Annotated in this window: 23 protein-coding genes; 19 read left to right on the forward strand and 4 right to left on the reverse strand. The window is 65.6% G+C overall.

Annotated features, from left to right (window positions below; genetic code table 11):
- Position 1 precedes the first annotated feature (1 nt).
- Complete coding sequence (gene pdxA, locus AC1DIX_RS07505) at positions 2–1,045, forward strand: 4-hydroxythreonine-4-phosphate dehydrogenase PdxA (RefSeq protein ID WP_477323262.1); 1,044 nt, start codon at positions 2–4, stop codon at positions 1,043–1,045.
- A 7-nt stretch (positions 1,046–1,052) separates the two neighbouring features.
- A complete protein-coding gene (rsmA, locus tag AC1DIX_RS07510) occupies positions 1,053–1,841 on the forward strand; it encodes a 16S rRNA (adenine(1518)-N(6)/adenine(1519)-N(6))-dimethyltransferase RsmA (protein ID WP_477323264.1) in 789 nt (262 codons plus the stop codon).
- Here the strand turns inward: rsmA and AC1DIX_RS07515 are convergent.
- A complete protein-coding gene (locus AC1DIX_RS07515; protein ID WP_477323266.1) occupies positions 1,836–2,648 on the reverse strand; it encodes a DUF6851 domain-containing protein in 813 nt (270 codons plus the stop codon). The genes rsmA and AC1DIX_RS07515 overlap by 6 nt on opposite strands.
- A 248-nt stretch (positions 2,649–2,896) precedes the next feature.
- Here AC1DIX_RS07515 and AC1DIX_RS07520 point away from each other — a divergent pair, with 248 nt between their 5' ends.
- Positions 2,897–3,091 (forward strand): hypothetical protein, encoded by a 195-nt coding sequence (locus AC1DIX_RS07520; protein WP_442122801.1) that lies wholly within the window; start codon positions 2,897–2,899, stop codon positions 3,089–3,091.
- A 221-nt stretch (positions 3,092–3,312) separates the two neighbouring features.
- Here AC1DIX_RS07520 and AC1DIX_RS07525 read toward each other — a convergent pair whose 3' ends face one another.
- Together AC1DIX_RS07525 and AC1DIX_RS07530 are read right to left on the reverse strand one after the other, a co-directional pair.
- Positions 3,313–4,008, reverse strand: a complete 696-nt coding sequence (locus AC1DIX_RS07525) for a hypothetical protein (protein WP_477323268.1) — start codon at positions 4,006–4,008, stop codon at positions 3,313–3,315.
- 22 nt (positions 4,009–4,030) lie between these two features.
- Positions 4,031–4,639 carry a hypothetical protein gene (locus AC1DIX_RS07530; RefSeq protein ID WP_477251624.1) on the reverse strand — a complete coding sequence of 203 codons (609 nt, stop codon included), beginning with the start codon at positions 4,637–4,639 and terminating at the stop codon, positions 4,031–4,033.
- Positions 4,640–4,834: 195 nt separating this feature from the next.
- Here AC1DIX_RS07530 and AC1DIX_RS07535 point away from each other — a divergent pair, with 195 nt between their 5' ends.
- The 3 genes from AC1DIX_RS07535 (at position 4,835) to AC1DIX_RS07545 (ending at position 7,571) form a co-directional block, all read left to right on the forward strand.
- Complete coding sequence (locus AC1DIX_RS07535; RefSeq protein ID WP_477323270.1) at positions 4,835–5,548, forward strand: HAD family hydrolase; 714 nt, start codon at positions 4,835–4,837, stop codon at positions 5,546–5,548.
- 60 nt (positions 5,549–5,608) lie between these two features.
- Entirely contained in the window at positions 5,609–6,622 is a 1,014-nt protein-coding gene (gene hrcA / locus AC1DIX_RS07540; protein ID WP_442122805.1) for a heat-inducible transcriptional repressor HrcA, read from the forward strand.
- Between the two features lie 82 nt (positions 6,623–6,704).
- A complete protein-coding gene (locus AC1DIX_RS07545) occupies positions 6,705–7,571 on the forward strand; it encodes an alpha/beta fold hydrolase (protein WP_477323272.1) in 867 nt (288 codons plus the stop codon).
- 63 nt (positions 7,572–7,634) lie between these two features.
- Here AC1DIX_RS07545 and fur read toward each other — a convergent pair whose 3' ends face one another.
- Positions 7,635–8,066, reverse strand: coding sequence for a ferric iron uptake transcriptional regulator (fur, locus tag AC1DIX_RS07550; RefSeq protein ID WP_230026249.1), 432 nt, complete (start codon positions 8,064–8,066; stop codon positions 7,635–7,637).
- Positions 8,067–8,156: 90 nt separating this feature from the next.
- Between fur and AC1DIX_RS07555 the strand changes: the two genes are divergently transcribed.
- The 13 genes from AC1DIX_RS07555 (at position 8,157) to AC1DIX_RS07615 (ending at position 24,212) form a co-directional block, all read left to right on the forward strand.
- Entirely contained in the window at positions 8,157–8,774 is a 618-nt protein-coding gene (locus AC1DIX_RS07555; protein ID WP_442122807.1) for an outer membrane protein assembly factor BamE, read from the forward strand.
- Positions 8,775–8,779: 5 nt separating this feature from the next.
- Positions 8,780–9,592 (forward strand): 4-hydroxy-tetrahydrodipicolinate reductase, encoded by an 813-nt coding sequence (dapB, locus tag AC1DIX_RS07560; protein WP_477323274.1) that lies wholly within the window; start codon positions 8,780–8,782, stop codon positions 9,590–9,592.
- A 151-nt stretch (positions 9,593–9,743) separates the two neighbouring features.
- The gene (locus AC1DIX_RS07565; RefSeq protein WP_230026254.1) at positions 9,744–10,070 is read left to right on the forward strand and encodes a barstar family protein; all 327 of its coding nucleotides are present in this window, start codon (positions 9,744–9,746) and stop codon (positions 10,068–10,070) included.
- A gap of 109 nt (positions 10,071–10,179) precedes the next feature.
- Positions 10,180–12,837, forward strand: coding sequence for a leucine--tRNA ligase (gene leuS / locus AC1DIX_RS07570; RefSeq protein ID WP_477323276.1), 2,658 nt, complete (start codon positions 10,180–10,182; stop codon positions 12,835–12,837).
- A gap of 3 nt (positions 12,838–12,840) precedes the next feature.
- The gene (locus tag AC1DIX_RS07575) at positions 12,841–13,365 is read left to right on the forward strand and encodes an LPS-assembly lipoprotein LptE (protein ID WP_477251617.1); all 525 of its coding nucleotides are present in this window, start codon (positions 12,841–12,843) and stop codon (positions 13,363–13,365) included.
- Positions 13,366–13,377: 12 nt separating this feature from the next.
- Complete coding sequence (gene holA / locus AC1DIX_RS07580) at positions 13,378–14,391, forward strand: DNA polymerase III subunit delta (protein WP_477323278.1); 1,014 nt, start codon at positions 13,378–13,380, stop codon at positions 14,389–14,391.
- Positions 14,392–14,435: 44 nt separating this feature from the next.
- Positions 14,436–15,701, forward strand: coding sequence for a glutamate-5-semialdehyde dehydrogenase (locus tag AC1DIX_RS07585; RefSeq protein WP_477323281.1), 1,266 nt, complete (start codon positions 14,436–14,438; stop codon positions 15,699–15,701).
- Positions 15,702–15,746: 45 nt separating this feature from the next.
- A complete protein-coding gene (locus AC1DIX_RS07590) occupies positions 15,747–16,160 on the forward strand; it encodes a CopD family protein (protein WP_442122813.1) in 414 nt (137 codons plus the stop codon).
- A gap of 9 nt (positions 16,161–16,169) precedes the next feature.
- Positions 16,170–16,772 (forward strand): DsbA family protein, encoded by a 603-nt coding sequence (locus AC1DIX_RS07595; protein ID WP_477251612.1) that lies wholly within the window; start codon positions 16,170–16,172, stop codon positions 16,770–16,772.
- A gap of 231 nt (positions 16,773–17,003) precedes the next feature.
- Positions 17,004–18,227, forward strand: coding sequence for a THUMP domain-containing class I SAM-dependent RNA methyltransferase (locus AC1DIX_RS07600; protein ID WP_477323284.1), 1,224 nt, complete (start codon positions 17,004–17,006; stop codon positions 18,225–18,227).
- A 3-nt stretch (positions 18,228–18,230) separates the two neighbouring features.
- Complete coding sequence (locus AC1DIX_RS07605; RefSeq protein WP_477323286.1) at positions 18,231–19,505, forward strand: multidrug effflux MFS transporter; 1,275 nt, start codon at positions 18,231–18,233, stop codon at positions 19,503–19,505.
- Between the two features lie 344 nt (positions 19,506–19,849).
- A complete protein-coding gene (locus tag AC1DIX_RS07610) occupies positions 19,850–21,967 on the forward strand; it encodes an HDOD domain-containing protein (RefSeq protein WP_477323385.1) in 2,118 nt (705 codons plus the stop codon).
- 85 nt (positions 21,968–22,052) lie between these two features.
- The gene (locus AC1DIX_RS07615) at positions 22,053–24,212 is read left to right on the forward strand and encodes a putative bifunctional diguanylate cyclase/phosphodiesterase (RefSeq protein WP_477323387.1); all 2,160 of its coding nucleotides are present in this window, start codon (positions 22,053–22,055) and stop codon (positions 24,210–24,212) included.

The following is a 24,212-nucleotide window of genomic DNA, read 5'->3' on the forward strand; positions in this document are numbered from 1 at the left end:
CATGGCGATCCCGGGCGCACGTCCCACGCTGGCCGTCACGGTCGGCGAGCCGGCCGGGATCGGTCCGGAAATCGCGATCCGCGCCGCCTGGGCCCTGCGCGAGCAGGCCAGGTGCGTGCTGGTCGGCGATGCCGCCTTCCTCTCGCTGACGGCCAGCCTGATCGACCCGGACATCCGCCTGTCGGCGCTGTCGACGATGGCGCTGCGCCATAGCGGGCTGCCGCATTTCGGCCCGGGCACGATTCCCGTCATCGACGTGCCGCTCGAGGCCCACGTGGTGCCGGGCCAGCTCGACGCCGCCAACGGCCGCGCGGTGCTGGCCACGCTCGACCTGGCGATCGAAGGCTGCAAGGCGGGCTGGTTCGACGCCATCGTCACCGCACCGCTGCAGAAGAGCACCATCAACGATGCCGGCATCGCCTTCTCCGGCCATACCGAATACCTGGCCGAGAAGACCGGCACGCCGCGGGTCGTCATGATGCTGGCCGGCTCGCCCGGACAGGACCAGCCCTACCTGCGGGTGGCGCTGGCCACCACCCACCTTCCCCTGAAAGACGTGCCGGCCGCGATCACGCGCGCGACCCTGGACCAGGTGCTGGACATCCTGCACGCCGACCTGCGCGGCAAGTTCGGGCTCAAAGCGCCGCGCATCCTGGTCACCGGCCTGAATCCGCACGCCGGCGAGAATGGCTACCTGGGCCGCGAAGAAATCGACGTCATCGAACCGGCCCTGGCCGCGGCGCGCGGGCGCGGGATCGACGCGCGCGGCCCGTATCCGGCCGATACCCTGTTCCAGCCGAAGTACCTGCAGGACGCCGACGCCGTGCTGGCGATGTACCACGACCAGGGCCTGCCCGTGCTCAAGCACGCCACTTTCGGGCGCGGCGTGAATATCACGCTGGGCCTGCCCCTGATCCGCACCTCGGTCGACCACGGCACGGCCCTCGACCTGGCCGCGCAAGGCCTCGGCCTGGCCGATTGCGGCAGCATGGAGGAGGCGATCCGCATCGCCCTGTCCATGGTCCGCGCCCGAGCAACAACTTAAGAATCCCATGAAACACGTAGCCCGCAAGCGCTTCGGCCAGAATTTCCTGACCGACGACCATGTCCTTCACAACATCATCGATTCGATCGGTCCGCGCAAAGGCGACACCATGGTCGAGATCGGCCCCGGCCTGGCGGCGATGACTTCGCTGCTGCTCAAGGAACTCGACCACATGCACGTGGTCGAACTGGACCGCGACCTGGTGGCGCGCCTGGAGAAGGCCTATCCGCGCGAGCGCCTGACCGTCCATTCGGGCGACGCCCTGAAGTTCGATTTCGGCTCGATTCCGGTGCCGGAAGGGAAGAAGCTGCGCGTGGTCGGCAACCTGCCGTACAACATCTCGAGCCCGCTGCTGTTCCACCTGGCCGACTTCGCCCACCTGGTCGAGGACCAGCACTTCATGCTGCAGAAGGAAGTCGTCGAGCGCATGGTGGCCGAGCCCGGCACCAAGGCCTACAGCCGCCTGTCGGTGATGCTGCAGTGGCGCTACGACATGTCGATGCTGTTCGTGGTGCCGCCCACCGCCTTCGATCCGCCGCCGCGGGTGGATTCGGCGATCGTGCGCATGGTGCCGACGCGCCGCCAGTTGCCGGCCGATGCCGCCACCCTGGAAGCGGTGGTGGCCAAGGCCTTCTCGCAGCGCCGCAAGGTCATCCGTAATTGTGTGGCCGGCATGTTCACCGAGCAGCAGCTGGTCGAGGCTGGCATCGATCCGGGCGCGCGTCCGGAAGCGGTGGGGCTGGAGCAGTACGTGGCGCTGGCCAACCTGCTCAAGCCGGTGTCACCGGCCTCATAATCTTCCTTCCCAATGGCGGCGCGCATCGTCGAATGCGCGCGCGCCCACCTGCCTGCCCAGTTCCTGCCCGGCCAAGCCGGCGCCGACATGCGTGTCGGCCCGCGTCCGGTCCCGCATCCCGCTCCGCATCTCGTTCTCGAAGCGCCTGATCACTTCGTTCGCCGCCGCGCCGGCGCTGCCGTGGATGGCGGCCGGCCCGGCCGTCTCCCGCTCTTGCGCGTCGCTCCAGCCGGCGATGCTGGCGTCGGCCAGGGCATTGGCGAGCGCGAAGAACAGGCGCACGTCCTGGTCGTCGTCCTGGCCCTCGCGTTCGGACAGCCGGTGCGCCGCCAGGCACCAGCGGCCGGGCGCCGGTTCGGCAGGCGTCGCCGTGGCGGCCGGGGTGCCGGCGCGGTGACAGAAGTCGAGCATGCTGACGGCCTGGATGCGGCCGATGCCGGCCGGGCTCAGCTGTCCGCCGGGCGCCGCCCGATCCAGTTCCAGGCCGGCCATCCAGGCGTCGAACATGGCTTGCTGGCCCGGGAAGCGCTTGCCGAGCGCGAACCAGGCCGCATGGCTCATGGCGCAGGCCTTGCTGGCGGCGCTGCGTTCGGCGCAGGGCAGCCGCACCCTTACCCCGTGCGCGGTCTGGCGGGCGGCGCCGTCGTAGGCGGCCCAGGCGTTGTACATGCAGGTGTGCAGGATCGCCAGCGAGCGCGCCGCTGCCGGCGGGCCGGGCTGCGCCGCGCGGATCGCCTGCAGGGCCAGCCGGTTCCAGCCGGCCACGGTGCCGGCCATGCCGGCCGCCGCGCCCGGATCGAGTTTCAAGAAGTTCTCCCGCCTCATGTCGCCTCCGCATTTGTGCCGCCGTCGAGTATGGCGAGCACAGGCGCGCAGGCTGTTGAGCGTTCTCAGGCGTAAAAGGCAGCCGGCGCAACGCATAGCCCCGGTTTTTGGGCGTCCATCCCGCGTTTTTTGCAGTTCGTCGCAGTCCGCTGGAAGGAGGGGGCGCGGACGCCTACAGTGACACCATCGAAAGACAAAACGCAACGCACTTCACCCGAAGGAGAACCGAAATGAACGTCATGAAAAACATGGAAGCGATCTTCCTGGCAGCCGTCGTCCTGGCCGGTGTCACCAGCGCAGCCAGCGCCGCCAGCGCCAATGCGCACGAACGCTACAACGCCCAGGTGTCGATCGAAGGCAAGCAGATGGCGGTGGTGACGGTGACGGCGAAGCGCTTGAGCGCAGCAGAGAAAGCAGCCATCTAATTGCTTCCTGCAAGAGACTGCTTCCTGAAAGAGACAGCCCGGAAAAAGGCGAAAAAAAAGCCCGCTTTTGAGGGCGGGCTTAAATCCAATTCTTTTCTGAGGAGAGTTGGAGGAGACAGGAAGCAGTATGCTGCGTTACAGCATATTCGTCCAATTTTCGTTTGGAATATTTGATATTCGCAACGAAAATATCTCCTCCGCAACCACCTCCCTGGCGTCGATCAGCTGTTCTTGACGCAGGTGACAGCCACGTCCTTGACGCCGCCGTTCTTTTCCTGGGCATCCAGCATCACGCCGGTGCCGTTGCTGGAAACGGTGCAGGTGTAGCCGGTCGGCTGGGTCAGTACCGTGATACCGAAGCTCGTGCCATAAGGCACTGCGCTCAACGCGAACGGAACCGACGCGTCGGTGCTGCTGCCGGCGATGGTGACGGTGCTGTTGCTGCCGTTGGTCAGGGTCACGCTCACGTCGGCGGAGGGCAGGCCGGTGATGGTGCCGCTCAGCGAGTACGACAGGATGGAGCAGTTGTAGAACACCTCGATCGCCGGCGTGCGTGCCGATTCGAGCGAGGCGCTCTGGCCCGCCGTCCCATACTCGCGCGGGATGCCGCCGCTGACGCAGTTCTGGTGCGCCGGCTGCGAGCCGCCGCCGAGCGCGGCGGTGCCGCCTTTCGGCACCACGTTGTAGTAGGTACCGTAGTCGAGACCGTTCGCGAAATACAGGACCTGGGTGTCGCCGGCCTTGGCGGGCACCGGAACGGCCAGTTCCTGGCCGTTGGTGGTCAGGATCAGACCCGGATACTGGACGTTGGAGACCGTCACCTTGACCGGGTAGGTCTCCTTGCCGCCGCCGCCGCAGGACGCCAGGACCACGGATGAAGCCAGGATCAGGGCCGGGCGCACGAGGTGGAACTTCATACTTTACTCTCCAGTTTCCAGATTATTGGGTCTTGGGACCGCAGGTGACCACAGGCGTGGTGCCCGGGCCGGTGGCGGTCATGGTGCCGGTGCCGCCGCTGATCGTGCAGGTCTGCGTATCCGGCTGGTTCAGGATGGTCACGCCGTACGCGCCGTCTTCCGGAATGTCGCCGATGGGCACCGGTTGGCTTGCATCGGCCGCCGTCACCACTTTGCGGTTGGAACCGTTGACGAGTTCCAGGCCGGTGCCGGTCAGGCCGGTCACCGTGACCGACAGGGTATGGGTCTTGATCGTGCAGAACACCGTCGGCACCGTGGTGTAGACCGTATAGTAGTTGGCGCGCGCCTTGTTGTTGCTGAAGGTGCAAGCGCTGACGTTCGACGGCAGGGACTTGTACGAGATGTTGAACTCGTCGTCGGTCGACAGGTATTTCTTGAACTGGACGGTGCTAGCGCCGGCCGGAACCGCGATCTCGTCGCCGTTGCTCTGGTTGACCAGTACCAGGCCTTCCTTGGTCACGCCGCCGGCGATGGTTACGGTCAGGGGCAGGTCACCGCTGCCGCCGCCGCAGGCGGACAGGCCAAGCGCGCATGCCAGCGCAGCGCCGGCATACAGGATCGAACTCTTCATAGAATCTCCGTTGGACGGGATGGCGCACGGCAGGACCGGCGGCACCGCTGAGTAGAATATTGCCCGACATTTTAGAGCATTTGCCAAGCCGCAGCCTCATTTGCCTTTGTATCACGGTGTAACGACATCTGCATGCCGTTGATTTTCAAGGCCGGCCTCGCTATCCTTGACCCGCCCTCCCTCCGACCCCCGAGCATGACGACGACCCCACGCGCCTGGCCCAAGGCCCTCCTTTTCGACCTGGACGACACGCTGTGGCCGATCGCCCCGGTGATCCTGCAAGCCGAAGAGATCCTGTTCGCCTGGCTGCGCGAGCACGCGCCGCGCGTGGCCCAGCGCTTCACCATCGACAGCCTGCGCCAGGCGCGCCTGGAACTGCTGGCGCAGAAGCCGGAGTTCCAGCTCGACCTGGGCAAGCTGCGCCGCGCCGGCCTGCTCGCCGCCTTCGAACAGGCCGGCGAGGACGCCGCCAAGGTGGAGCTGGCGATGGCCGAGTTCTTTGCCGCGCGCAACGCCGTGGTGCCTTACGACGACGTGGTGCCGGGATTGCTGCGCCTGAAGAACAAGGTGCTGCTCGGCGCGATCACGAACGGCAATGCCGACCTGCGGACCATCGGCCTGGCCCACCATTTCCGGGCGTCGGTATCGGCGCCCGCGTTCGGCGTGGCCAAGCCGGATCCGGCGATCTTCCTGGCCGGCTGCCGCGAACTGGGCGTGGCCCCGCTTGACGCCGTCTATGTGGGCGACGACGTGCTGCTCGACGTCCAGGGCGCCCAGCGCGCCGGCCTGCGCGGGGTCTGGATGAACCGCAACGGCAGCCGCAAGCATATCGAACACGGCGTCGAGCCGGACGCGATCGTGCGCGATCTCGACGAACTGCTGGACTGGCTCGAGCGCAACCATGCCTGAAGCGTGGTTGACGGCACGCATGACTGCACACGCGGCGAGCGAACAGGCATAATGTGAACCATGCAACTCGATAACCGTGCACAAACCCTGCTGAAAGCCCTGGTCGAGCGCTATATCGCCGACGGCCAGCCGGTCGGCTCGCGCGCGCTGTCGAAGATTTCCGGCCTCGACCTGTCGCCGGCCACGATCCGCAACATCATGGCCGACCTCGAGGAGATGGGCTATGTCGCCAGCCCCCACACCTCGGCCGGCCGGATCCCGACGCCGCGCGGCTACCGCATCTTCGTCGACACCCTGCTCACCGTGCGGCAGATCGACGAGAACGCCGTCGAAGCCGGCATGCGCCTGCCCGCGCACCAGCCGCAGAAGGTGATCGCCAACGCGGCCCAGATGCTGTCCTCGCTGTCGCAGTTCGCCGGCGTGGTGCAGAGCCCGCGGCGCGAATCGGCGTTCCAGCAGATCGAATTCCTGCGCCTGTCGGAAAAACGCATCCTGCTGGTGATCGTCGACCCGCGCGGCGACGTCCAGAACCGCCTGCTGCTGACCGACGTCGACTACAGCCCCTCCGAGCTGACGCAATCGGCCAACTACCTGAACCAGAATTTCGCCGGCCTGTCCTTCGACCAGGTGCGTGCGCGCCTGACCGGAGAATTGCGCAAGCTGAGCGACGACATGGCGCGCCTGATGCAGTCCGCGGTGGATGCGGGCAGCGAAGCCCTGCAGGAAACCGACGACATGATCATTTCGGGCGAGCGCAACCTGCTGTCGGTGGCCGACCTCTCGTCGAATATGAGCTCGCTGCGCCAGATGTTCGAGATGTTCGAGCAGAAGACCGGCCTGATGCAGCTGCTGGACGTCTCCAGCAAGGCCGGCGGCGTGCAGATCTTCATCGGCGGCGAATCCAAGCTGGTGCCGATGGACGAGATGAGCGTGGTCACCGCGCCCTACGAGGTGAATGGCAAGATCGTCGGCACCCTCGGCGTGATCGGCCCGACCCGCATGGCCTATGAGCGGGTGATCCCGATCGTCGATATCACGGCCAAGCTCCTCTCGAACGCACTCAGCCACTCCTGAGGTTTCTTACAGTTTCGGCAGGAACCCCCGGCGGATATAGTCGGTTCATTGCGCCGCGCGCGCCATCCGCCAAGGAATTGCCGTGAACCGATTCAGACGTCCCCTTATTCTCGCCGCCATCGTGCTGGTGTGCGGCGCCGTCGCACGCACCGGCGCCTCCGCGCCGGAGGAGCGCATCGCCGTGGGCGCCTGGCAGGTGCAGGCGGCGGAGCAGGGCAGCGGACGCTATACCGTCATCTTCGAATCCGGCTTCGGCACCGGCCTGGATACCTGGCGCAAGGTGGCGCCGGAGGTGTCGAAGTCGGCGCACGTCATGAGCTATTCGCGCGCCGGCCATGGCAGCTCCGACCCGCGCCCCGAACCGCGCAGCATCCTCCAAAGCAGCCGGGAGCTCGACCAGCTGGTGGCCGCGGCGGGGCTGAAGCCGCCCTTCATCCTGGTCGGCCATTCCTACGGCGGCTTGCTGGCGCGCGCCTTCGCGCTGCGTCATCCCGGCCAGGTGGCCGGCCTGGTGCTGGTCGACCCGGCCGACGAACGCTTCAATCCGGGCCTGCGCAGGCTCGATGCCAGGCGCGCGGCGGACGACGACCGGCAGTTCGACGCCCTCGTGCCGGCCAGGTTCAGGGCGGAGTACGACGCGCTGAAGCCGGTCCTCGACCAGGGGGCGCTGCCGCCGCCGCTGGACGGCAAGCTGCCGGACGTGCCGGTGGTCGTCCTGACCTCGGTGCAGCAGTTCGACAAGCCGGAATTCTTCCTGCAGAGCGTGGAGGCGGTCGCCCTGAAGCGCGACCTGCACGCGGATTTCCTGCGCCAGTTCAGCGAAGGCTCCCAGGTGCTGACCCTGAAAAGTGGGCACAACATTCAGAAGGAAGAGCCGGAACTGGTGATCGCGGCGGTGAACAAGGTCATCGCCGCGGCCAGCCGGCGCGCGGCGCAGGACAAGCTGTAGGAGACGCGCAGCTTAGAACCTATCCAGTAGGCAGGAGCGACTCCGGCCTACTGGGATAGGTTCTTAACGGTGCCGGTGCGGGCAATCCGTCTTCTGGCAGTTGCCGTAGATGGCGAGGGCGTGTTCGGCGATCTTGAAGCCGCGCTCGAGGGCGATCTTCTGCTGGCGGCTTTCGATCTCTTCGTCGTAGAACTCCTCGACGTGGCCGCAGTCGAGGCAGACCAGGTGGTCGTGGTGCGAACCGGCGTTCAGCTCATAGATGGCTTTGCCGGTTTCAAAGTGATTGCGGTTCAGGAGACCGGCCTGTTCGAACTGGGTCAGCACGCGGTACACCGTCGCCAGGCCGACGTCCATGTTCTCGTTCAGCAGGGTCTTGTATACGTCTTCCGCCGTCAGGTGCCGTACCGTGCTGTTCTGGAAGATCTCCAGGATTTTGAGCCGCGGCAGTGTCGCTTTGAGGCCGCTGGCCTTCAGGTCGGTTGGGTTGTTGCTCATGTTTTGTTACTCTTAGATGGGCCGAGATAGGCGTAGTGCTTTATGATATAGCGTTTCTAGAATCTCGCTCAATCGTTTTTAAGGTTAGATATGCGCGTCATGAATGCCGTTTTCCATCGTTCCCACGCCCGGGCCGCGCTCGTGGCCGGCCTTGCCGTCACGGCGCTGACGGTCTCCGGCTGCGCATCCTGGCGTAACCAGACCAAGCCGGCAGCGCCGGTGAGCACCGCCCCGGCCGCGGTCGCCGCCGATGCCGACAAGTCCGCGGCAATCGCGAATTCGGGCGCGCAGACGACCACCGTCACCAAGCTGCAGAAATTCCTGTGGGTGTTCTCGCCGTATCGTCCGGACATCCAGCAGGGTAACTTCGTGTCCCAGGAAATGCTGACCCAGCTGAAGGTCGGGCAGACCCGCGACCAGGTCAAGTTCATCCTCGGCACCCCATTGCTGACGGACGCCTTCCACGCCGACCGCTGGGACTATCCCTTCTACCTCGCGCGCGGCAACGGCGAGCTGACCACCAGCCGCGTCACTGTCTACTTCAAGGACAACCTGCTGGCCAAGATCGACGGCGGCAACCTGCCGAGCGAGCGTGAATACATCTCGCGCCTGATCGGCATCTCGAAGTACGAGACCAAGACCGAACAGGAATCGCTGGACGAACTGAAGCGCAAGCGCGAAGACGCGGCCAAGCGCGGCGGGGAGTAAGAGTCATGACGCAATTGAATATTGCCGTCGCCGGCGCCAGCGGCCGCATGGGCCGCATGCTGATCGAGACCATCGCGGCAGCCGACGACGCCACCCTGGCCGGTGCACTCGATCGCGCAGGCAATCCCTTCATCGGTTCGGATGCCGGCGCCTTTTCGGGCCAGCTGACCGGCGTGACGATCCGATCAAGCCTGGAGCAAGGCCTGGCCGGCGCCCAGTACCTGATCGACTTCACCCGTCCGGAAGGCACGCTGGAGCACCTGGAATACTGCGCCGCCCACGGCATCAAGCTGATCATCGGCACCACCGGCTTCGATGAAGCCGGCAAGGCCGCGATCCGCGCCGCCGCCGAAAAGACCGCGATCGTGTTCGCGCCGAACATGAGCATCGGCGTGAACGTCACCCTGAAGCTGCTGGAAATGGCGGCGAAGAACTTCTCGCAGGGCTATGACATCGAGATCATCGAAGCCCACCACCGCCACAAGGTCGACGCCCCGTCCGGCACCGCGCTGAAGATGGGCGAGGTCATCGCCGACGCCCTCGGCCGCGACCTGCAACAGTGCGCCGTCTACGGCCGCGAAGGCGTGACCGGCGAACGCGACCCCTCGACCATCGGCTTCGCCACCGTGCGCGGCGGCGACATCGTCGGCGACCACACCGTGCTGTTCGCCGGCATCGGCGAGCGCATCGAGATCAGCCACAAATCGAGCAGCCGCGTCAGCTACGCCCAGGGCGCCCTGCGCGCCGCACGCTTCCTGGCCGACAAGCCGACCGGTCTGTACGACATGCAGGATGTGCTGGGCCTGAAAACCACCTGAGCCCGCGTTATCTGCACGCCCGCCGAACTGGACGGCTTTGTCAGCGATCTGCTGGCATACTGGCCGGGACGGCGGGCGTTTTTTATCCCGCGAACGTATAAATACCGTCATTCCCGCCTCCACGGGAACGACGATGAATCGGAGAATCCCTATGGCCACCGTCGAACTGAACGGCGCCGCAATCGTCGACACCGAAAGCTTCCACGCCGAGAGCCAGCGCGCCTTCGGCTTCCCGGACTCCTATCCGCACACCATGGATTCCTGGGTCGACTGCCTCAGCTACCTGCGCGACGAGGACGGCATGAGCAGCATCCGCCTCGGTCCTGACGAGACCCTGCACATCGTCGTGCTGCATTCCGACGCCATGCGCGAACGTGCCGAGGACGTGCTGGAGGAAATGGCCTTCTGCATCATCGGCATCAACGAGCGCTACGAGGACTACGGCGAAAAGCCGGCCCTGGAGCTCGAGCTGCGGTAGGGCGGGCTCTCCGAGCCCGCGATGCACCTACGGCAACGGGCCCACGCAGCCCGCTAGGTGAATCAACCAGTATAATGTTCTGCTCACCTCCATTAGTCCGCAGAACATCATGCAAGATAAATATAGTCCAGCCGAAGTCGAACAGGCCGCCCAGGCCTACTGGAAGTCGATCGACGCCTATAAAGCGGTCGAAAATGACCCGCGTTTCCCAAAAGGCAAGTATTACGCCTGCTCGATGCTGCCTTACCCGTCCGGTAAGCTGCACATGGGTCACGTGCGCAACTATACGATCAACGACGTGATGTACCGCTACCTGCGGATGAACGGCTACAACGTGCTGATGCCGATGGGCTGGGACGCCTTCGGCATGCCGGCCGAGAACGCGGCAATGGCGAACAACGTGCCGCCGGCCGAATGGACTTATTCGAACATCGCCCACATGCGCGGCCAGATGGAGTCGATGGGCCTGGCCATCGACTGGTCGCGCGAAATGACCGCCTGCAAGCCGGACTACTACAAGTGGAACCAGTGGATGTTCCTGAAGATGCTCGAGAAGGGCATCATCTACCAGAAGACCGGCACCGTGAACTGGGACCCGGTCGACCAGACCGTGCTGGCCAACGAGCAGGTCGTCGACGGCCGCGGCTGGCGTTCGGGCGCGCTGGTCGAAAAGCGCGAGATCCCGATGTACTACGTGCGCATCACGGACTACGCCGACGAGCTGCTGGACTACGTCGACAATAAACTGCCGGGCTGGCCGGAGCGCGTGCGCATCATGCAGGCCAACTGGATCGGCAAGTCGACCGGCGTGCGCTTCGCCTTCCCGCACGTGATCATGGACGAGCAGGGTGAGCTGATCAACGAGGGCAAGCTCTACGTCTTCACCACCCGCGCCGACACCATCATGGGCGTGACCTTCTGCGCGGTCGCCGCCGAGCACCCGCTGGCCACCCAGGCGGCCAAGGACAATCCGGAGCTGCAAGCCTTCATCGCCGAGTGCAAGCAGGGTTCCGTGATCGAAGCCGACATGGCGACGATGGAAAAGAAGGGCATGCCGACCGGCCTGTCCGTCATGCACCCGATCACCGGCGAGCAGGTGCCGGTCTGGGTCGGCAACTATGTGCTGATGACCTACGGCGACGGCGCCGTGATGGGCGTGCCGGCGCACGACGAGCGCGACTTCGCGTTCGCCAAAAAATACGAGCTGCCGATCAAGCAGGTCGTCGCGGTGGAAGGCGAGACCTTCTCGCTGGACGGCTGGCAGGAGTGGTACGGCGATAAAGAGAAGGGCGTGCTGGTCGACTCCGGCAAGTACGACGGCCTCGATTACACCTCGGCCGTCAACGCCGTGGCCGGCGACCTGGCCGAGAAAAGCCTGGGCGACAAGAAGGTCACCTTCCGCCTGCGCGACTGGGGCATCTCGCGCCAGCGCTACTGGGGCACGCCGATCCCGATGATCCACTGCGAGAAGTGCGGCACCGTGCCGGTTCCGGAAAAGGACCTGCCGGTCGTGCTGCCGGAAGACTGCGTCCCGGACGGCACCGGCAACCCGCTGAAGAAGCACGAAGCCTTCCTGAAGGTCGACTGCCCGTGCTGCGGCGGTCCCGCCCGCCGCGAGACCGACACCATGGACACCTTCGTCGACTCGTGCTGGTACTACATGCGCTATACCTCGCCGGGTTCGAACGACCAGATGGTCGACCCGGCCCGCAACGATTACTGGATGCCGATGGACCAGTACATCGGCGGCATCGAGCACGCCGTGCTGCACCTGCTGTACGCACGCTTCTGGACCAAGGTGATGCGCGACTTCGGCCTGGTGAAGTTCGACGAGCCTTTCGTCAACCTGCTCACGCAAGGCATGGTGCTGAACGAGACCTACTACCGCGAAGACGAATCCGGCAAGAAGACCTGGTTCAACCCGGCCGACGTCGACCTCGTGCTCGACGACCGCGGCCGTCCGCAGGCGGCGGCATCGAAGCTGGACGGCGCTCCGGTCATCATCGGCGGCACCGAGAAGATGTCGAAGTCGAAGAACAACGGCATCGACCCGCAAGCCCAGATCGAGCAGTACGGTGCCGACACCGCCCGCCTGTTCACCATGTTCGCGGCGCCGCCGGAGCAGACCCTGGAGTGGTCGGAGTCGGGCGTGGAAGGCGCGAGCCGCTTCCTGCGCCGCGTCTGGGCCTTCGCCCATGCGCAGCGCGAGCGCGTATCGGCAGCACTAAGCGCGGCGCCGGCCGGCCAGCAGCAAGGCACCCTGGACGACGACCAGAAAACCCTGCGCCGTGAAGTGCACAAGGTCCTGCAGCAGGCCGATTACGACTTCAAGCGCATCCAGTACAACACGGTCGTCTCGGCCTGCATGAAGATGCTGAATACCCTGGAGTCGGCCAAGCTGGCCGAGGGTACGGCGAGCGACGCCGTCATTACCGAAGGCCTGTCGATCTTCCTGCGCATGCTGAACCCGGTGGCGCCGCACATCACCCACGCGCTGTGGCAGGAACTGGGCTACGCCGGCGTGTACGGCGACATCCTGAACGTGCAGTGGCCGGAAGTCGACCCTGCCGCGCTGGAGCAGTCCGAGATCGAGCTGATGATCCAGGTGAACGGCAAGCTGCGCGGTTCCGTCAAGGTGCCGAAGGGCGCCGACAAGGCCGCCATTGAAGCCGCGGCACTGGCCTCGGAAGCGGCCCAGAAATTCGTCGAAGGTACGCCGAAGAAGGTCATCGTCGTTCCCGGCAAGTTGATCAACATCGTGGTGTAATCGATGCCGGCCTCCTATAAGAAAGTAGTGGTGCGTTCCGTCGCGGCGCTGGTAGTAGCAGCGTCGCTGGCGGCCTGCGGCTTCCAGTTGCGCGGCTCGAACGGCAGCTACACGATGCCCTTCCACAGCCTGTTCCTGACCTTCCCGGACACCTCGCCGCTCGGGACTGAACTCAAGCGTAATTTACGCGCGGGCGACGTCGAGATCGCCGACAAGCCGGACCAGGCGGAAGCGCAGTTCGTGGTGCTGAGCGAGAACCGCGGCAAGTCGATCCTGTCGCTGAACAGCCTGGGCCGGGTGCGCGAATACCTGCTGACCTATACGCTGACCTTCGCGGTCCGCGACAGCAAGGGCGTCGAGCTGCTGCCGGCCACCGAGATCACGCTGCGCCGGAACATGGCCTTCGACGAGACCCAGGTGCTGGCCAAGGAATCCGAGGAAGCGCTGCTGTACCGCGACATGCAGGCCGACCTGGTGCAGCAGATCATGCGCCGCCTGGCCGCGCTCCGGCCAGCGCCGGCCAAGTAAGGAAGAGAGACTATGCAGTTGCGGCCTGAGGCGCTCGACGGGCAGCTCGCCAAGGGGCTGGCGCCCCTGTACGTGATCACCAGCGACGAGCACCTGCTGGCGCTGGAAGCGGCGGACAAGATCCGCCGCGCCGCGCGTGCGCAAGGCTATTCCGAGCGCGACGTGCTCACGGTCGAGCGCAACTTCAAGTGGGGCGAGCTGCTGGCCGCCAACCAGGCGATGTCGCTGTTCGGCGACAAGAAGTTGATCGAGCTGCGCATCCCCGGCGGCAAGCCCGGCAAGGACGGCAGCGCGGCCCTGCAGAACTACGCGAAAGACCTGAACCCGGACAACCTGACCCTGATCACCCTGCCCAAGCTGGACTGGCAGACGGCGAAGGCGGCCTGGGTGGCGAACCTGCAGCAGGCCGCGGTCTACGTCGAGATCCCGAACGTGGAACGGCCCGCATTGCCGGCCTGGATCGGCATGCGTCTCTCGGCGCAGCAGCAGAGCGCAGACCGCCAGAGCCTGGACTTCATCGCCGATCGCGTCGAGGGCAACCTGCTGGCGGCGCACCAGGAAATCCAGAAGCTGGGACTGCTGTACGAGCCCGGCAAGCTGAGTTTCGAGCAGGTCCAGGACGCCGTGCTGRACGTGGCGCGCTACGACGTGTTCAAGCTGTCCGAAGCGATGCTGGCCGGCGATCCGGCGCGCCTGGTGCGCATGCTGGAAGGCCTGAAAGGCGAGGGCGAGGCGCTGCCGCTGGTGCTGTGGGCGGTGTCGGAGGAAATCCGCACGCTGCTAAAATTGAAGGCAGGGATGGCGCAGGGACGCCCGCTGGGCGCGCTGCTGAAGGAATACCGGATCTGGGGCCCGCGCGAGCGCATGATGGAACCGGCGCTGCGCCGCATCTCGCTGCCGACCCTGGAAGCGGCCATGCAGGAGGCGGCCCAGGTTGACCGCATGGTCAAGGGTCTGCGTGCGAAGCAGTTCGCGGGCGATGCCTGGGATGCGATGCTGCAGCTGGCATTAAGAGTAGCCTCATGACGTAGGGTGGGCATGGGTGCCCACCCTATATACGGACGACGCAAATGGACATCAACGAATACATGCAAACCATCGGCCGCCAGGCGCGCGCGGCTTCGCGCGCGATGGCGCGCGCCGACAGCGCCGCCCGCAACAAGGCGCTGCTCCTGATCGCCGACGCCATCGRGCGCGACGCCGCCTGCCTGCGCGACGCCAATGCGCGCGACCTCGATGCCGCCCGCGCCGCCGGCCTGGCGCCGGCCCTGCTGGACCGCCTGGCGCTGTCCGACAAGGCGATCGCCACCATGGTCGACGGCCTGCGCCAGATCGTCGCGCTGCCGGATCCGATCGGCGAAATCTCGAACATGAAGTTCCGCCCAAGCGGCATCCAGGTCGGCCAGATGCGCGTGCCGCTGGGCGTCATCGGCATCATCTACGAAGCGCGCCCGAACGTGACGGTGGACGCGGCCGGGCTGTGCATCAAGAGCGGCAATGCCGCCATCCTGCGCGGCGGTTCGGAAGCCATCCATTGCAACCGCGCCCTGGCCGAGCTGGTGGCGGAAGGGCTGCGCGGCGCCGGCCTGCCGGAACAGGGCGTGCAGGTGGTCGAGACCACCGACCGCGCCGCCGTCGGCTTTCTTATCACCATGCCGGAATACGTGGACGTGATCGTGCCGCGCGGCGGCAAGGGCCTGATCGCGCGCCTGATGCAGGAAGCGACGGTCCCGATGATCAAGCACCTGGACGGCATCTGCCACGTCTACATCGACGCCAAGGCCGATATCGCCAAGGCGCTGCCGATCGCGATGAACGCCAAGACCCACCGCTACGGCACCTGCAACACGATGGAAACCCTGCTGGTGGCGCGCGCCATCGCGCCGACGATCCTGCCGCAGCTGGCCGAGCTGTACGCGACCAAGGAAGTCGAACTGCGCGCCGATCCGGAAGCGCTGGCGATCCTGCAGGGCTATCCGCACCTGGCGCCGGCAACCGAGGAAGACTGGAGCACTGAATACCTGGCGCCGATCCTGGCGGTGAAGATCGTCGAAGGCATCGACGAAGCGATGGAACACATCAACACCTGGTCGTCGAAGCATACCGACGCCATCGTCACCGAGGATTACACCGACGCCATGCGCTTCCTGCGCGAAGTCGATTCGGCCTCGGTGATGGTGAACGCCTCGACGCGCTTCGCCGACGGCTTTGAATACGGCCTGGGCGCCGAGATCGGCATCTCGAACGACAAGCTGCATGCGCGTGGACCGGTGGGACTCGAAGGATTGACGTCGCTGAAGTACGTGGTGTTCGGCCACGGCGAGATCCGCCAATAATTTCTCCGTCGTCCCCGCGGAGGCGGGGACCCATTTAGGAAAAAAATGTACCTCTGGATCAAAGCCTTCCACATCGTCTTCATCGCCTCCTGGTTCGCCGGCCTGTTCTACCTGCCGCGCATCTTCGTGAACCTGGCGCAGGAAACCAATCCCGCCACGATCGAGCGCCTGCTGGGCATGGGACGCCGCCTCTACCGCTTCACCACGATGCTGATGATCCCGGCCCTGGTGCTGGGACTTTGGCTATGGCTGGGCTTCGGCATCCGCGGCGGATGGCTGCATGCAAAGCTGGCGCTGGTCATCCTCGTGATCGGCTACCATCACGCCTGTGGATCGCTGCTGAAGAAGTTCGAACGCGGGGCGAATACGCGCAGCCATAAATGGTTCCGCGTGTTTAACGAAGTCCCTGTGCTGCTGCTGATTGCGATCGTCATCCTGGTCGTCGTCAAACCTTTTTGAAGGCATCCGATGAGCAAAACCATCCAGTATTTCTTCGCACCGCAGTCGCCCTACGTCTACCTCGGGCATGAACGCCTGCTCAAGCTGGCCGCCCAGTACGGCGCGATGATCGAACCCAAACCCTTCGACATCGGCGCGGTGTTCGCCGAAAGCGGCGGCCTGCCGCTGGCCAAGCGCGCGCCGCAGCGCCAGGCTTACCGCCTGCAGGAACTCGAACGCTGGTCGAAGCATCTCGGCCTGCCGATGAACCTGCATCCGAAGTTCTTCCCGGTCGACCAGACGCCGGCATCGCTGCTGCTGATCGCCGCCCGCGAACAGGGCGGAGCCGACCAGGCCCTCGAACTGGCCACCGCCATCACGCGCGCGGTGTGGGCCGAGGAAAGGAATATCGCGGACCAGGCCACGCTCGAGCAGCTCGCCGGCGACGCCGGTTTCGACGGCGCAGCCCTGCTGGCGGCATCGGGTACGCCGGAAGTCCGGCAGAAGTACGAAGGATTCACGAAAGAAGCGCTGGATGCCGGCGTGTTCGGCGCGCCCTGGTATGTCGTCGACGGCCAGGGCTTCTGGGGCCAGGACCGGCTCGATTTTGTCGAGCGGCTGCTGCAGGGTTAATGGATTGAGCAGGCTACGGCCTGTGATGTACAGCGGCCGGGTTGGTCCCGGCCGTTGGCGTTTTTTATTTAATAATCAACTTAACAGGGGCCTCGCAAACCGTCGCGAGCGGCAGCAGATTTGGCCGAGAAGCGCAGCCGTACTTACGGTACGGCGAGCATCGCAGGCCGAAGCTGCAACGCGCAGCAGGTTTGCGAGGTCCCCCACCACAACGGATAAAGGGTACACCTGATGGCCTCCTACTTTTGCCCATGCCCGCGCGGCATGGAAGCGGCACTCGCCGAAGAACTCGCTGAAATCGCGCAGAACACCAACAGCCCCACGCTGAAGGTCCACCAGCAGGTGCCGGGCGGCGTGCACACCTCGGGCAGCATGCAGGATGCTTATCGCATCAACCTGCATTCGCGCATCGCTTCGCGCGTGCTGATGCGCATGGCGAACAAGACCTACACCAACGAGAACGACATCTACGACCTGGTGCTCGAGCAGCCCTGGGAAGACTGGTTCGGCGTCGATCACACGATCCGGGTCGACATCACGGCCGTCAAATCGCCGCTGAAGAGCCTGGAGTTCACCACGCTGAAGATCAAGGACGCCGTCTGCGACCGCTTCCGCGACCAGTTCGGCAAGCGCCCCTCGGTCAACACGCGCGAGCCGGACATGCGCATCCTCGGCTTCCTCGACAAGCACAACTTCACGGTCTACCTCGACACCTCGGGCGAGGCGCTGTTCAAGCGCGGCTGGCGTGAAGAAACCGGCGACGCGCCGCTGCGCGAGAACCTGGCAGCCGGCCTGCTGCGCGTGGCCGGCTGGAAGCCGGGCGTGCCGCTGTTCGATCCGATGTGCGGCTCGGGCACGATCCTGATCGAGGCGGCCCAGATGGTGCAGGGTATTCCGCCAGGCGCGCGCCGCCGCTTCGCCTTCGAAAAATTCCGCAACTTCGACAGCAAGGCCTGGCAGGAGATGAAAACGGCGATCAAGCCGAACCCGCTGCCGGACACTCCCACCATCTTCGGTTCCGACATCTCCGGCGACATGGTGGCGATGACCCGTCATAACCTGCGCGTGGCCGGCGTCCTGTTCGAGGTGCCGCTCAAGCAGATCGAGGCGCAGCAGGTGCAGCCGCCCACCAGCCAGCCGGGCATCCTGCTGACCAACCCGCCCTACGGCGAGCGTATCGGCGTGCGCGGCGACTCCACCATCCCGCAGGACGAGATGGCCGTCGGCTTCTACCAGACCCTGTCCGGCACGCTCAAGCAGCGCTTCGCCGGCTGGACCGTCTACCTGTTCACCGCCGACCTTTCGCTGCCGAAGATGCTGCGCCTGAAGGAATCGCGCAAGACCCCGTTCTTCAACGGCGCGCTCGAATGCCGCCTGTTCCGCTTCGACATGGTCGCCGGCTTCAACCGCCGCGATGCCGCGAAGCCGGACGCGGCCCGCCCACAACAAGAGTAATCGATGCTGCCCGAACCCGAACCAGACAACCTGCCCAGGGACCCCGTCATTCCGGTCCCGCTGCCGGAACCGCACAAGGTCACCATGCTGTCGGCCGGCGGCCTGGCTTCGCTGCTGGCCGCGCTGTCGATGCTGGGGCCGTTCTCGGTCGATGCCTACCTGCCGGCCTTCCCGAGCATCCAGGAGACCCTGCATGCGACCCCGCTGGAAGTCCAGCAGACCCTGACGGCCTACATGTTGTCCTTCGCCGTCATGTCGCTGTGGCACGGCGCGCTGGCGGACGCCTTCGGGCGCCGCAACGTGGTGCTGGTCGGCCTGATCGTGTTCGCGGTCGGCACCCTCGGCTGCGCCTCGGCGCATTCGGTGCACTACCTGTGGATCTTCCGCATCATGCAGGGCATCTCGGCCGGGGCCGGGGTGGTGGTGGGGCGGGCCATCATCCGCGACCTGTACTCGGACGCGCCGGCCGCGCGCCTGCTGTCGATGGTGACGATGATCTTCTCGATCGCGCCGGCGGTGGCGCCGGTGCTGGGCGGCTGGATCGTGACCCTGCTGGACTGGCGCGCGATCTTCCTCGGCCTGCTGGTGTTCAGCGTGGGGCTGTGGTGGGTCTGCTGGCAGCACCTGCCGGAGACCATGCCGAAAGAGCGCCGCCAGCCCTTCAATCCGCGCTTCCTGGCGCGCAGCTACTGGGACATCTTCAGCTCCGTGCTGTTCCAGATGAAGTCGGCGGTGGTCGCCTTCAACTTCGGCGGCATGTTCCTGTTCATCGCCGGCGCACCGGTGCTGCTGCCGGTGCACCTGCACCTGGGGCCCTCGGACTTCGCCTGGCTGTTCGTGCCGGCGGTGGCCGGCATCTTCCTGGGGGCCCTGGCCGCCAACCGCCTGGCCGGCAAGATGCATTACGGGCGCCAGATCGGCATCGGCTATGCCTTGATGCTGGCCGCGGTGACCGGCAGCGTGCTGTACCACTCCTTCCTGCCGCCGGCCTTGCCGTGGACCGTGCTGCCGATGTTCTTCTATAACTTCGGCAGCTCGATCATCAACCCCAGCGCGACCCTGCTGACGCTCGACCTGTTCCCGCACATCCGTGGCACGGTGGCGTCCTGCCAATCCTTCGTTACCACGCTGATGGGCGCGATCGTGGCGGGCATCATCGCGCCGGCGCTGACCTACTCGGTGCTGGCGATGGCGCTCGGCCAGGCTGCGTTTGCGCTGGCGTCGCTGGCTTGCTGGATGGTGTCGCGCCACTATCGGCGCAAGCAAGCCCTGGCGTAGGGTGGGATAAATCAGTCCGGGGGACTAATTTACGTGCCAACCCTACGAGAATATGAGGCGCGTCAAGACGTGCAGCTGAGTTCTGACTCTAAAACACATCACTTTTACCGGAAAATGTTGTTCCCGGTCAGAAATGTATATATGCTAAGATAAGTTTTTTACATCCGGAACAATGCCAAAAAACCAGTTTTATTCCGGGGATTACAAGAAGAATTATCGTGGCAGCTTGAGCCGGGGAGGGCCGCCACCAACCATCCAGAACAGCAGTGGCGGCCGTGCTTGAGACCAACTACCTACCAGACCAGGATATCCGCAATCGCCTGCTGATCGCGCGGCTGCCGGCCATGCCGCAGATACTCATCAAGCTGCTGGCCCACCTGCAGGCGGACGATCTCGGCATGCCGGAACTGGCTGCGCTGGTGGCCAAGGACGCCGGCATGACGGGCAAGATCCTGAGCGTCGCCAACAGCTCGGCCTATCATCGCGGCGGCCGCCTGCCCAACATCGAGCAGGCCATGGTGGCGCTGGGCACCGACATGATCAAGACCCTGGTGATCAGCGACTCGGTATTCCAGACCTTCAACAGCTTCCCGAATTCCGGCGCGACCGACTTGCGCGCATTCTGGAAGAACTCGCTCACCGCCGCCGTGCTGGCGCGCGACCTGGCCCGCCACCTGAATTATTCCCAGCCTGAGGAAGCCTACCTGGCCGGGCTGCTGCACAACGTCGGCCGCCTGGCCCTGCTGGCCACCGCCCCGAAGGAATACGGCTACAACTTCACCGCGCGCGACGACGAAGACCTGTGCGCGGTCGAGCAGCGCACGCTCCAGATCACCCATGCCGAAGCCGGCGCCTGGCTGATCGAACGCTGGCAGCTCGACTCCTTCCTGGCCGACTCGGTGCTCTACCACCACGAGCCGGGCGAGCGCCTGGAGGGCGCCCATCCCCTGATCCGCATCGTGCGCGCCGCCCACCTGCTGTCCGCCCATGCCGACGACCCGAACCTGGTGGTCGAGGCGGCCAAGCTGTGCGACCTCGAACCGGAAGCCGCCGATGAGCTGCTGGCCCAGGCCGCGCGCCAGGTCGAGCGCGCCGCGGTCCATCTCGGTATCGACCTGGCCGGCGCCGACGACATTCCCGCCCTGCCGGCCTTCGCGCCGCCGCCGCCCGTCGATCCTGTGCAGCAGCGCCTGACCGAGGAGATGCGCAACCTGGTGCTGGTCTCGGAGATCGGCCAGGCCTTCGCGCGCCAGCAGGGCAAGGGTGGCGAGAGCGGGCTGCTGGAATCGGTGGCGCGTTCGGCGCGCGTGCTGTTCGACTTCGAGAACGCCGCCGTGATGCTGGAGAACCCGACCGGCCACGCGCTGGTGGGCGCACCCACCGCCAACCAGCAGCGCATCTCGGAATTCTCGATCCCGCTGTCGAAGGGCGGGGCGGTCGCCAAGGCCGCGCTGGAACGCCGCCTGGCCTTCGTGCGCCGCGACGGCGCGCCGCTCGGCCTGCCCGAGGAACAGCTGCTGCGCATGCTCGGCACCGAATCCCTGGTCTGCGTGCCGCTGGTGAGCGGGGCGCGCTGCATCGGCGTCCTGATCGGCGGCATCGCCAGCTGGCAGGTGCCGGCCTGCCAGAAGCGCGAGCGCTTCATGCAGTCCTTCGGCGCCCAGGCCGCGACCGCGCTGGAGAACGCGATGCTTGAGCGCGGCCATGCGCGCCGACAGCTGGCCCATGTGGCCGAGGAGTACAGGGAAGCGTCGCGTCGCGTGGTGCACGAAGTGAATAACCCGCTGTCGATCATCAAGAATTATCTGTCGGTCCTCGACAGCAAGCTGGAACGCCAGGAGCCGGTGGCCGGCGAGCTGTCGATCCTGAACGAGGAGATCGACCGCGTCGGCCAGCTGGTCAACAGCCTGACCGAGGTGCAGCCCGCAGTTTCCTCCTCCTTGGACGGCGGCGTCAGCGCAAACGTGGCCAAGGTGGTGGAGGACGTGCTGCGCCTGTTCCGCGCCACCGACTTCGTGCCGCCCAACGTCGAGATCGTGGTCAGCATGTCCAGCGAAGCGGCGCGCGTCGAGGGCGATCCCGACATCCTCAAGCAGATCCTGGTCAACCTGATCAAGAATGCGATCGAGGCGCTGTCCGCCACCGGCGGCCGCATCGAGATCGCCAACCGCGGCCACGTCAACCGCGAGCGCAGGCTGTACCTGGAGCTGGTCGTCTCCGACACCGGCCCGGGCCTGTCGCGCGAGGTGCTGGCCAATCTGTTCTCCGCCGTGAAGAGCACGAAGGAAGGCCCGCACCATGGGCTCGGCCTGTCGATCGTGCACAGCCTGGTCAAGAAGCTGAACGGGCATATCGCCTGCCGCAGCGGCAAGACCGGCACCAGTTTCGAAATTCTGCTGCCGGCGCATGCCGGCGCAAGCGCCCCGGCTGGAACGCCGATGCGCGCGCTCGGATCAGTATAAGGTAACAATGAATCCCATCTCCGACAGCGCCCCGTCAACCACACCCCATGACGCGCTTGCCCCGCAAGCCGCATTCCCGTCCACGATGGAGCAGCCGCGCCTGCTGCTGGTCGACGACGAACCCCGCCTGCTGTCCTCGCTGTACGAACTGCTGCAGGGCCGCGGCTACCAGCTGGTCACCGCCGCCACCGGCAGCGAAGCCCTGGCCCACCTAGGGAAACTGCGCTTCGACCTGGTCCTGCTCGACCTGCGCCTGCCCGACATCGGCGGCCACGAGATCATGGACTTCATCAACGCGAAGGGCATCGACGCCGACGTCATCGTGATGAGCGGCGAGGTCGGCATCGAGGCCGCGATCGGCGCCCTGAAACGCGGCGCCTACGACTACCTGCGCAAGCCCTACAGCCGCGAAGAGCTCCTGACGACCGTGGCCAACGCGCTCAAGGCGCGCCGCCTCGAGGAAACCAACAGCCGCATCGCGACCCAGCTGGAAAACTCGGAGAAGATGTACCGTTACCTGGTGGACTCCTCGCCGGACATCATCTATACCCTGAACCACGAGGGAAAATTCACGTTCGTGAACGACCGCGCCTACCAGCTGCTCGGCTATCGCCGCGAAGAGCTGATCGGCCAGCACTACTCGATCCTGGTGCACGAAGAAGACCTGGAGCGCGCCCGCTACGCCTTCAACGAGCGCCGCGTCGACGAACGCGCTTCGCGCAACGTCGAGCTGCGCCTGAAGTGCCATGCCGGCTCGAACCAGGAACGCACCTTCAACAACACCCTGATGACGATCTCGCTGAACGCGATCGGCATGCACGTGCCCGACCAGGAAGTGAAGAAGCTGGAATTCTTCGGCACCTACGGCGTGGCGCGCGACATCACCGACCGCAAGCGCGCGGAAGAAGTCATCTCCTACCAGGCCTACCACGACATCCTGACCGACCTGCCGAACCGCATCCTGTTCAAGGACCGGCTCGGCCTGGCCGTCATCCAGGCGAAGCGCAAGCAGACCGAGCTCGCGGTGATGTTCATCGACCTCGACCGCTTCAAGCTGGTCAACGACACCCTCGGCCACGTGAAGGGCGACGAGCTGCTGCAGCAGGTTGCGGTGCGCCTGAAGGATTGCCTGCGCAAGGGCGACACCCTGGCGCGCCAGGGCGGCGACGAATTCACCATCGTGCTGCCCGAGCTGCGCGACCGCGACGACGCGCGCAGCGTCGCCGACAAATTCCTCGAGTGCCTGCAGCTGCCGTTCGACCTGGACGGCCACCAGGTCCACATCTCGGCCTCGATCGGCATCGCGATCTATCCGGGCCACGGCGAGTCGATCGACGAGCTGCTGCGCCACGCCGACATCGCCATGTACCAGGTCAAGGGGCAGGGCAAGAACGGCCACGCCTTCTACGACGCCTCGATGCAGGACATCTCGCACCAGAAGATCGCGCTCGGCCAGAGCCTGCGGCGTGCGCTGGAGAACGATGAGCTGGAGATGTACTACCAGCCGCAGATCGACGCCGCCAGCGGCCGCATCGTCGGCGCCGAGGCGCTGATGCGCTGGAACCACCCGAGCCGCGGCATCGTCACGCCGGGCGAGTTCCTGCCCTTCGCCGAAGAGAACGGCCTGATGATCCCGATCTCGGACTGGATGATCGGCGCCCTGTGCCGCGACATGCTGCAGTGGAAGGGCATCTGTGCCAACCAGGTGCGGCTGTCGCTGAACCTGTCCCCGCAATACCTGGACCGCGGCGACTTCTTCGAGAAGATGCGCGGCGCCCTGCTGCGCTACGGGATCGCGCCGAGCCAGATCGAAGTCGAGATCACCGAGAACATCTGCATCCGCAACCCGCAGCACGCGATCGAGCAGCTCAACAAGCTGGGCCAGCTCGGCGTCTCGGTGGCGATCGACGACTTCGGTACCGGCTATTCCTCGCTGGCCTACCTGCACCGCTTCCCGGTCCACACGATCAAGATCGACCAGTCCTTCGTCAAGGAGATCCACGACGAGTACGGCCACTATCCGGTGGTGCTGGCGATCATCTCGATCGCGCGCGGCCTGGGCCTGAACCTAATCGCGGAAGGCGTCGAGACCGAGCCGCAGGCACGCTACCTGCGCGCCAACGGCTGCATGACGATGCAGGGCTACCTGTATCACCGGCCAATGCCGCTGGGCCGCTTCGTCGACGTGCTGCGCGGCCAGGGCCTGCCGGCCGGCGCGGGCAACGTGCTCGCGTTCCAGGCGTAA

It is taken from the genome of Massilia sp. 05N420 (assembly GCF_056397205.1).

Bases quoted from the DNA above. Each gene is read 5' to 3' on its own strand.
- pdxA (WP_477323262.1), top strand. From the start codon at position 2: ATGGCGATCCCGGGCGCACGTCCCACGCTGGCCGTCACGGTCGGCGAG.
- rsmA (WP_477323264.1), top strand. From the start codon at position 1,053: ATGAAACACGTAGCCCGCAAGCGCTTCGGCCAGAATTTCCTGACCGAC.
- AC1DIX_RS07520 (WP_442122801.1), top strand. From the start codon at position 2,897: ATGAACGTCATGAAAAACATGGAAGCGATCTTCCTGGCAGCCGTCGTC.
- AC1DIX_RS07525 (WP_477323268.1), bottom strand. From the start codon at position 4,008: ATGAAGTTCCACCTCGTGCGCCCGGCCCTGATCCTGGCTTCATCCGTG.
- AC1DIX_RS07530 (WP_477251624.1), bottom strand. From the start codon at position 4,639: ATGAAGAGTTCGATCCTGTATGCCGGCGCTGCGCTGGCATGCGCGCTT.
- AC1DIX_RS07535 (WP_477323270.1), top strand. From the start codon at position 4,835: ATGACGACGACCCCACGCGCCTGGCCCAAGGCCCTCCTTTTCGACCTG.
- hrcA (WP_442122805.1), top strand. From the start codon at position 5,609: ATGCAACTCGATAACCGTGCACAAACCCTGCTGAAAGCCCTGGTCGAG.
- fur (WP_230026249.1), bottom strand. From the start codon at position 8,066: ATGAGCAACAACCCAACCGACCTGAAGGCCAGCGGCCTCAAAGCGACA.
- AC1DIX_RS07555 (WP_442122807.1), top strand. From the start codon at position 8,157: ATGCGCGTCATGAATGCCGTTTTCCATCGTTCCCACGCCCGGGCCGCG.
- dapB (WP_477323274.1), top strand. From the start codon at position 8,780: ATGACGCAATTGAATATTGCCGTCGCCGGCGCCAGCGGCCGCATGGGC.
- AC1DIX_RS07565 (WP_230026254.1), top strand. From the start codon at position 9,744: ATGGCCACCGTCGAACTGAACGGCGCCGCAATCGTCGACACCGAAAGC.
- leuS (WP_477323276.1), top strand. From the start codon at position 10,180: ATGCAAGATAAATATAGTCCAGCCGAAGTCGAACAGGCCGCCCAGGCC.
- AC1DIX_RS07575 (WP_477251617.1), top strand. From the start codon at position 12,841: ATGCCGGCCTCCTATAAGAAAGTAGTGGTGCGTTCCGTCGCGGCGCTG.
- AC1DIX_RS07590 (WP_442122813.1), top strand. From the start codon at position 15,747: ATGTACCTCTGGATCAAAGCCTTCCACATCGTCTTCATCGCCTCCTGG.
- AC1DIX_RS07595 (WP_477251612.1), top strand. From the start codon at position 16,170: ATGAGCAAAACCATCCAGTATTTCTTCGCACCGCAGTCGCCCTACGTC.
- AC1DIX_RS07600 (WP_477323284.1), top strand. From the start codon at position 17,004: ATGGCCTCCTACTTTTGCCCATGCCCGCGCGGCATGGAAGCGGCACTC.
- AC1DIX_RS07605 (WP_477323286.1), top strand. From the start codon at position 18,231: ATGCTGCCCGAACCCGAACCAGACAACCTGCCCAGGGACCCCGTCATT.
- AC1DIX_RS07610 (WP_477323385.1), top strand. From the start codon at position 19,850: ATGCCGCAGATACTCATCAAGCTGCTGGCCCACCTGCAGGCGGACGAT.
- AC1DIX_RS07615 (WP_477323387.1), top strand. From the start codon at position 22,053: ATGGAGCAGCCGCGCCTGCTGCTGGTCGACGACGAACCCCGCCTGCTG.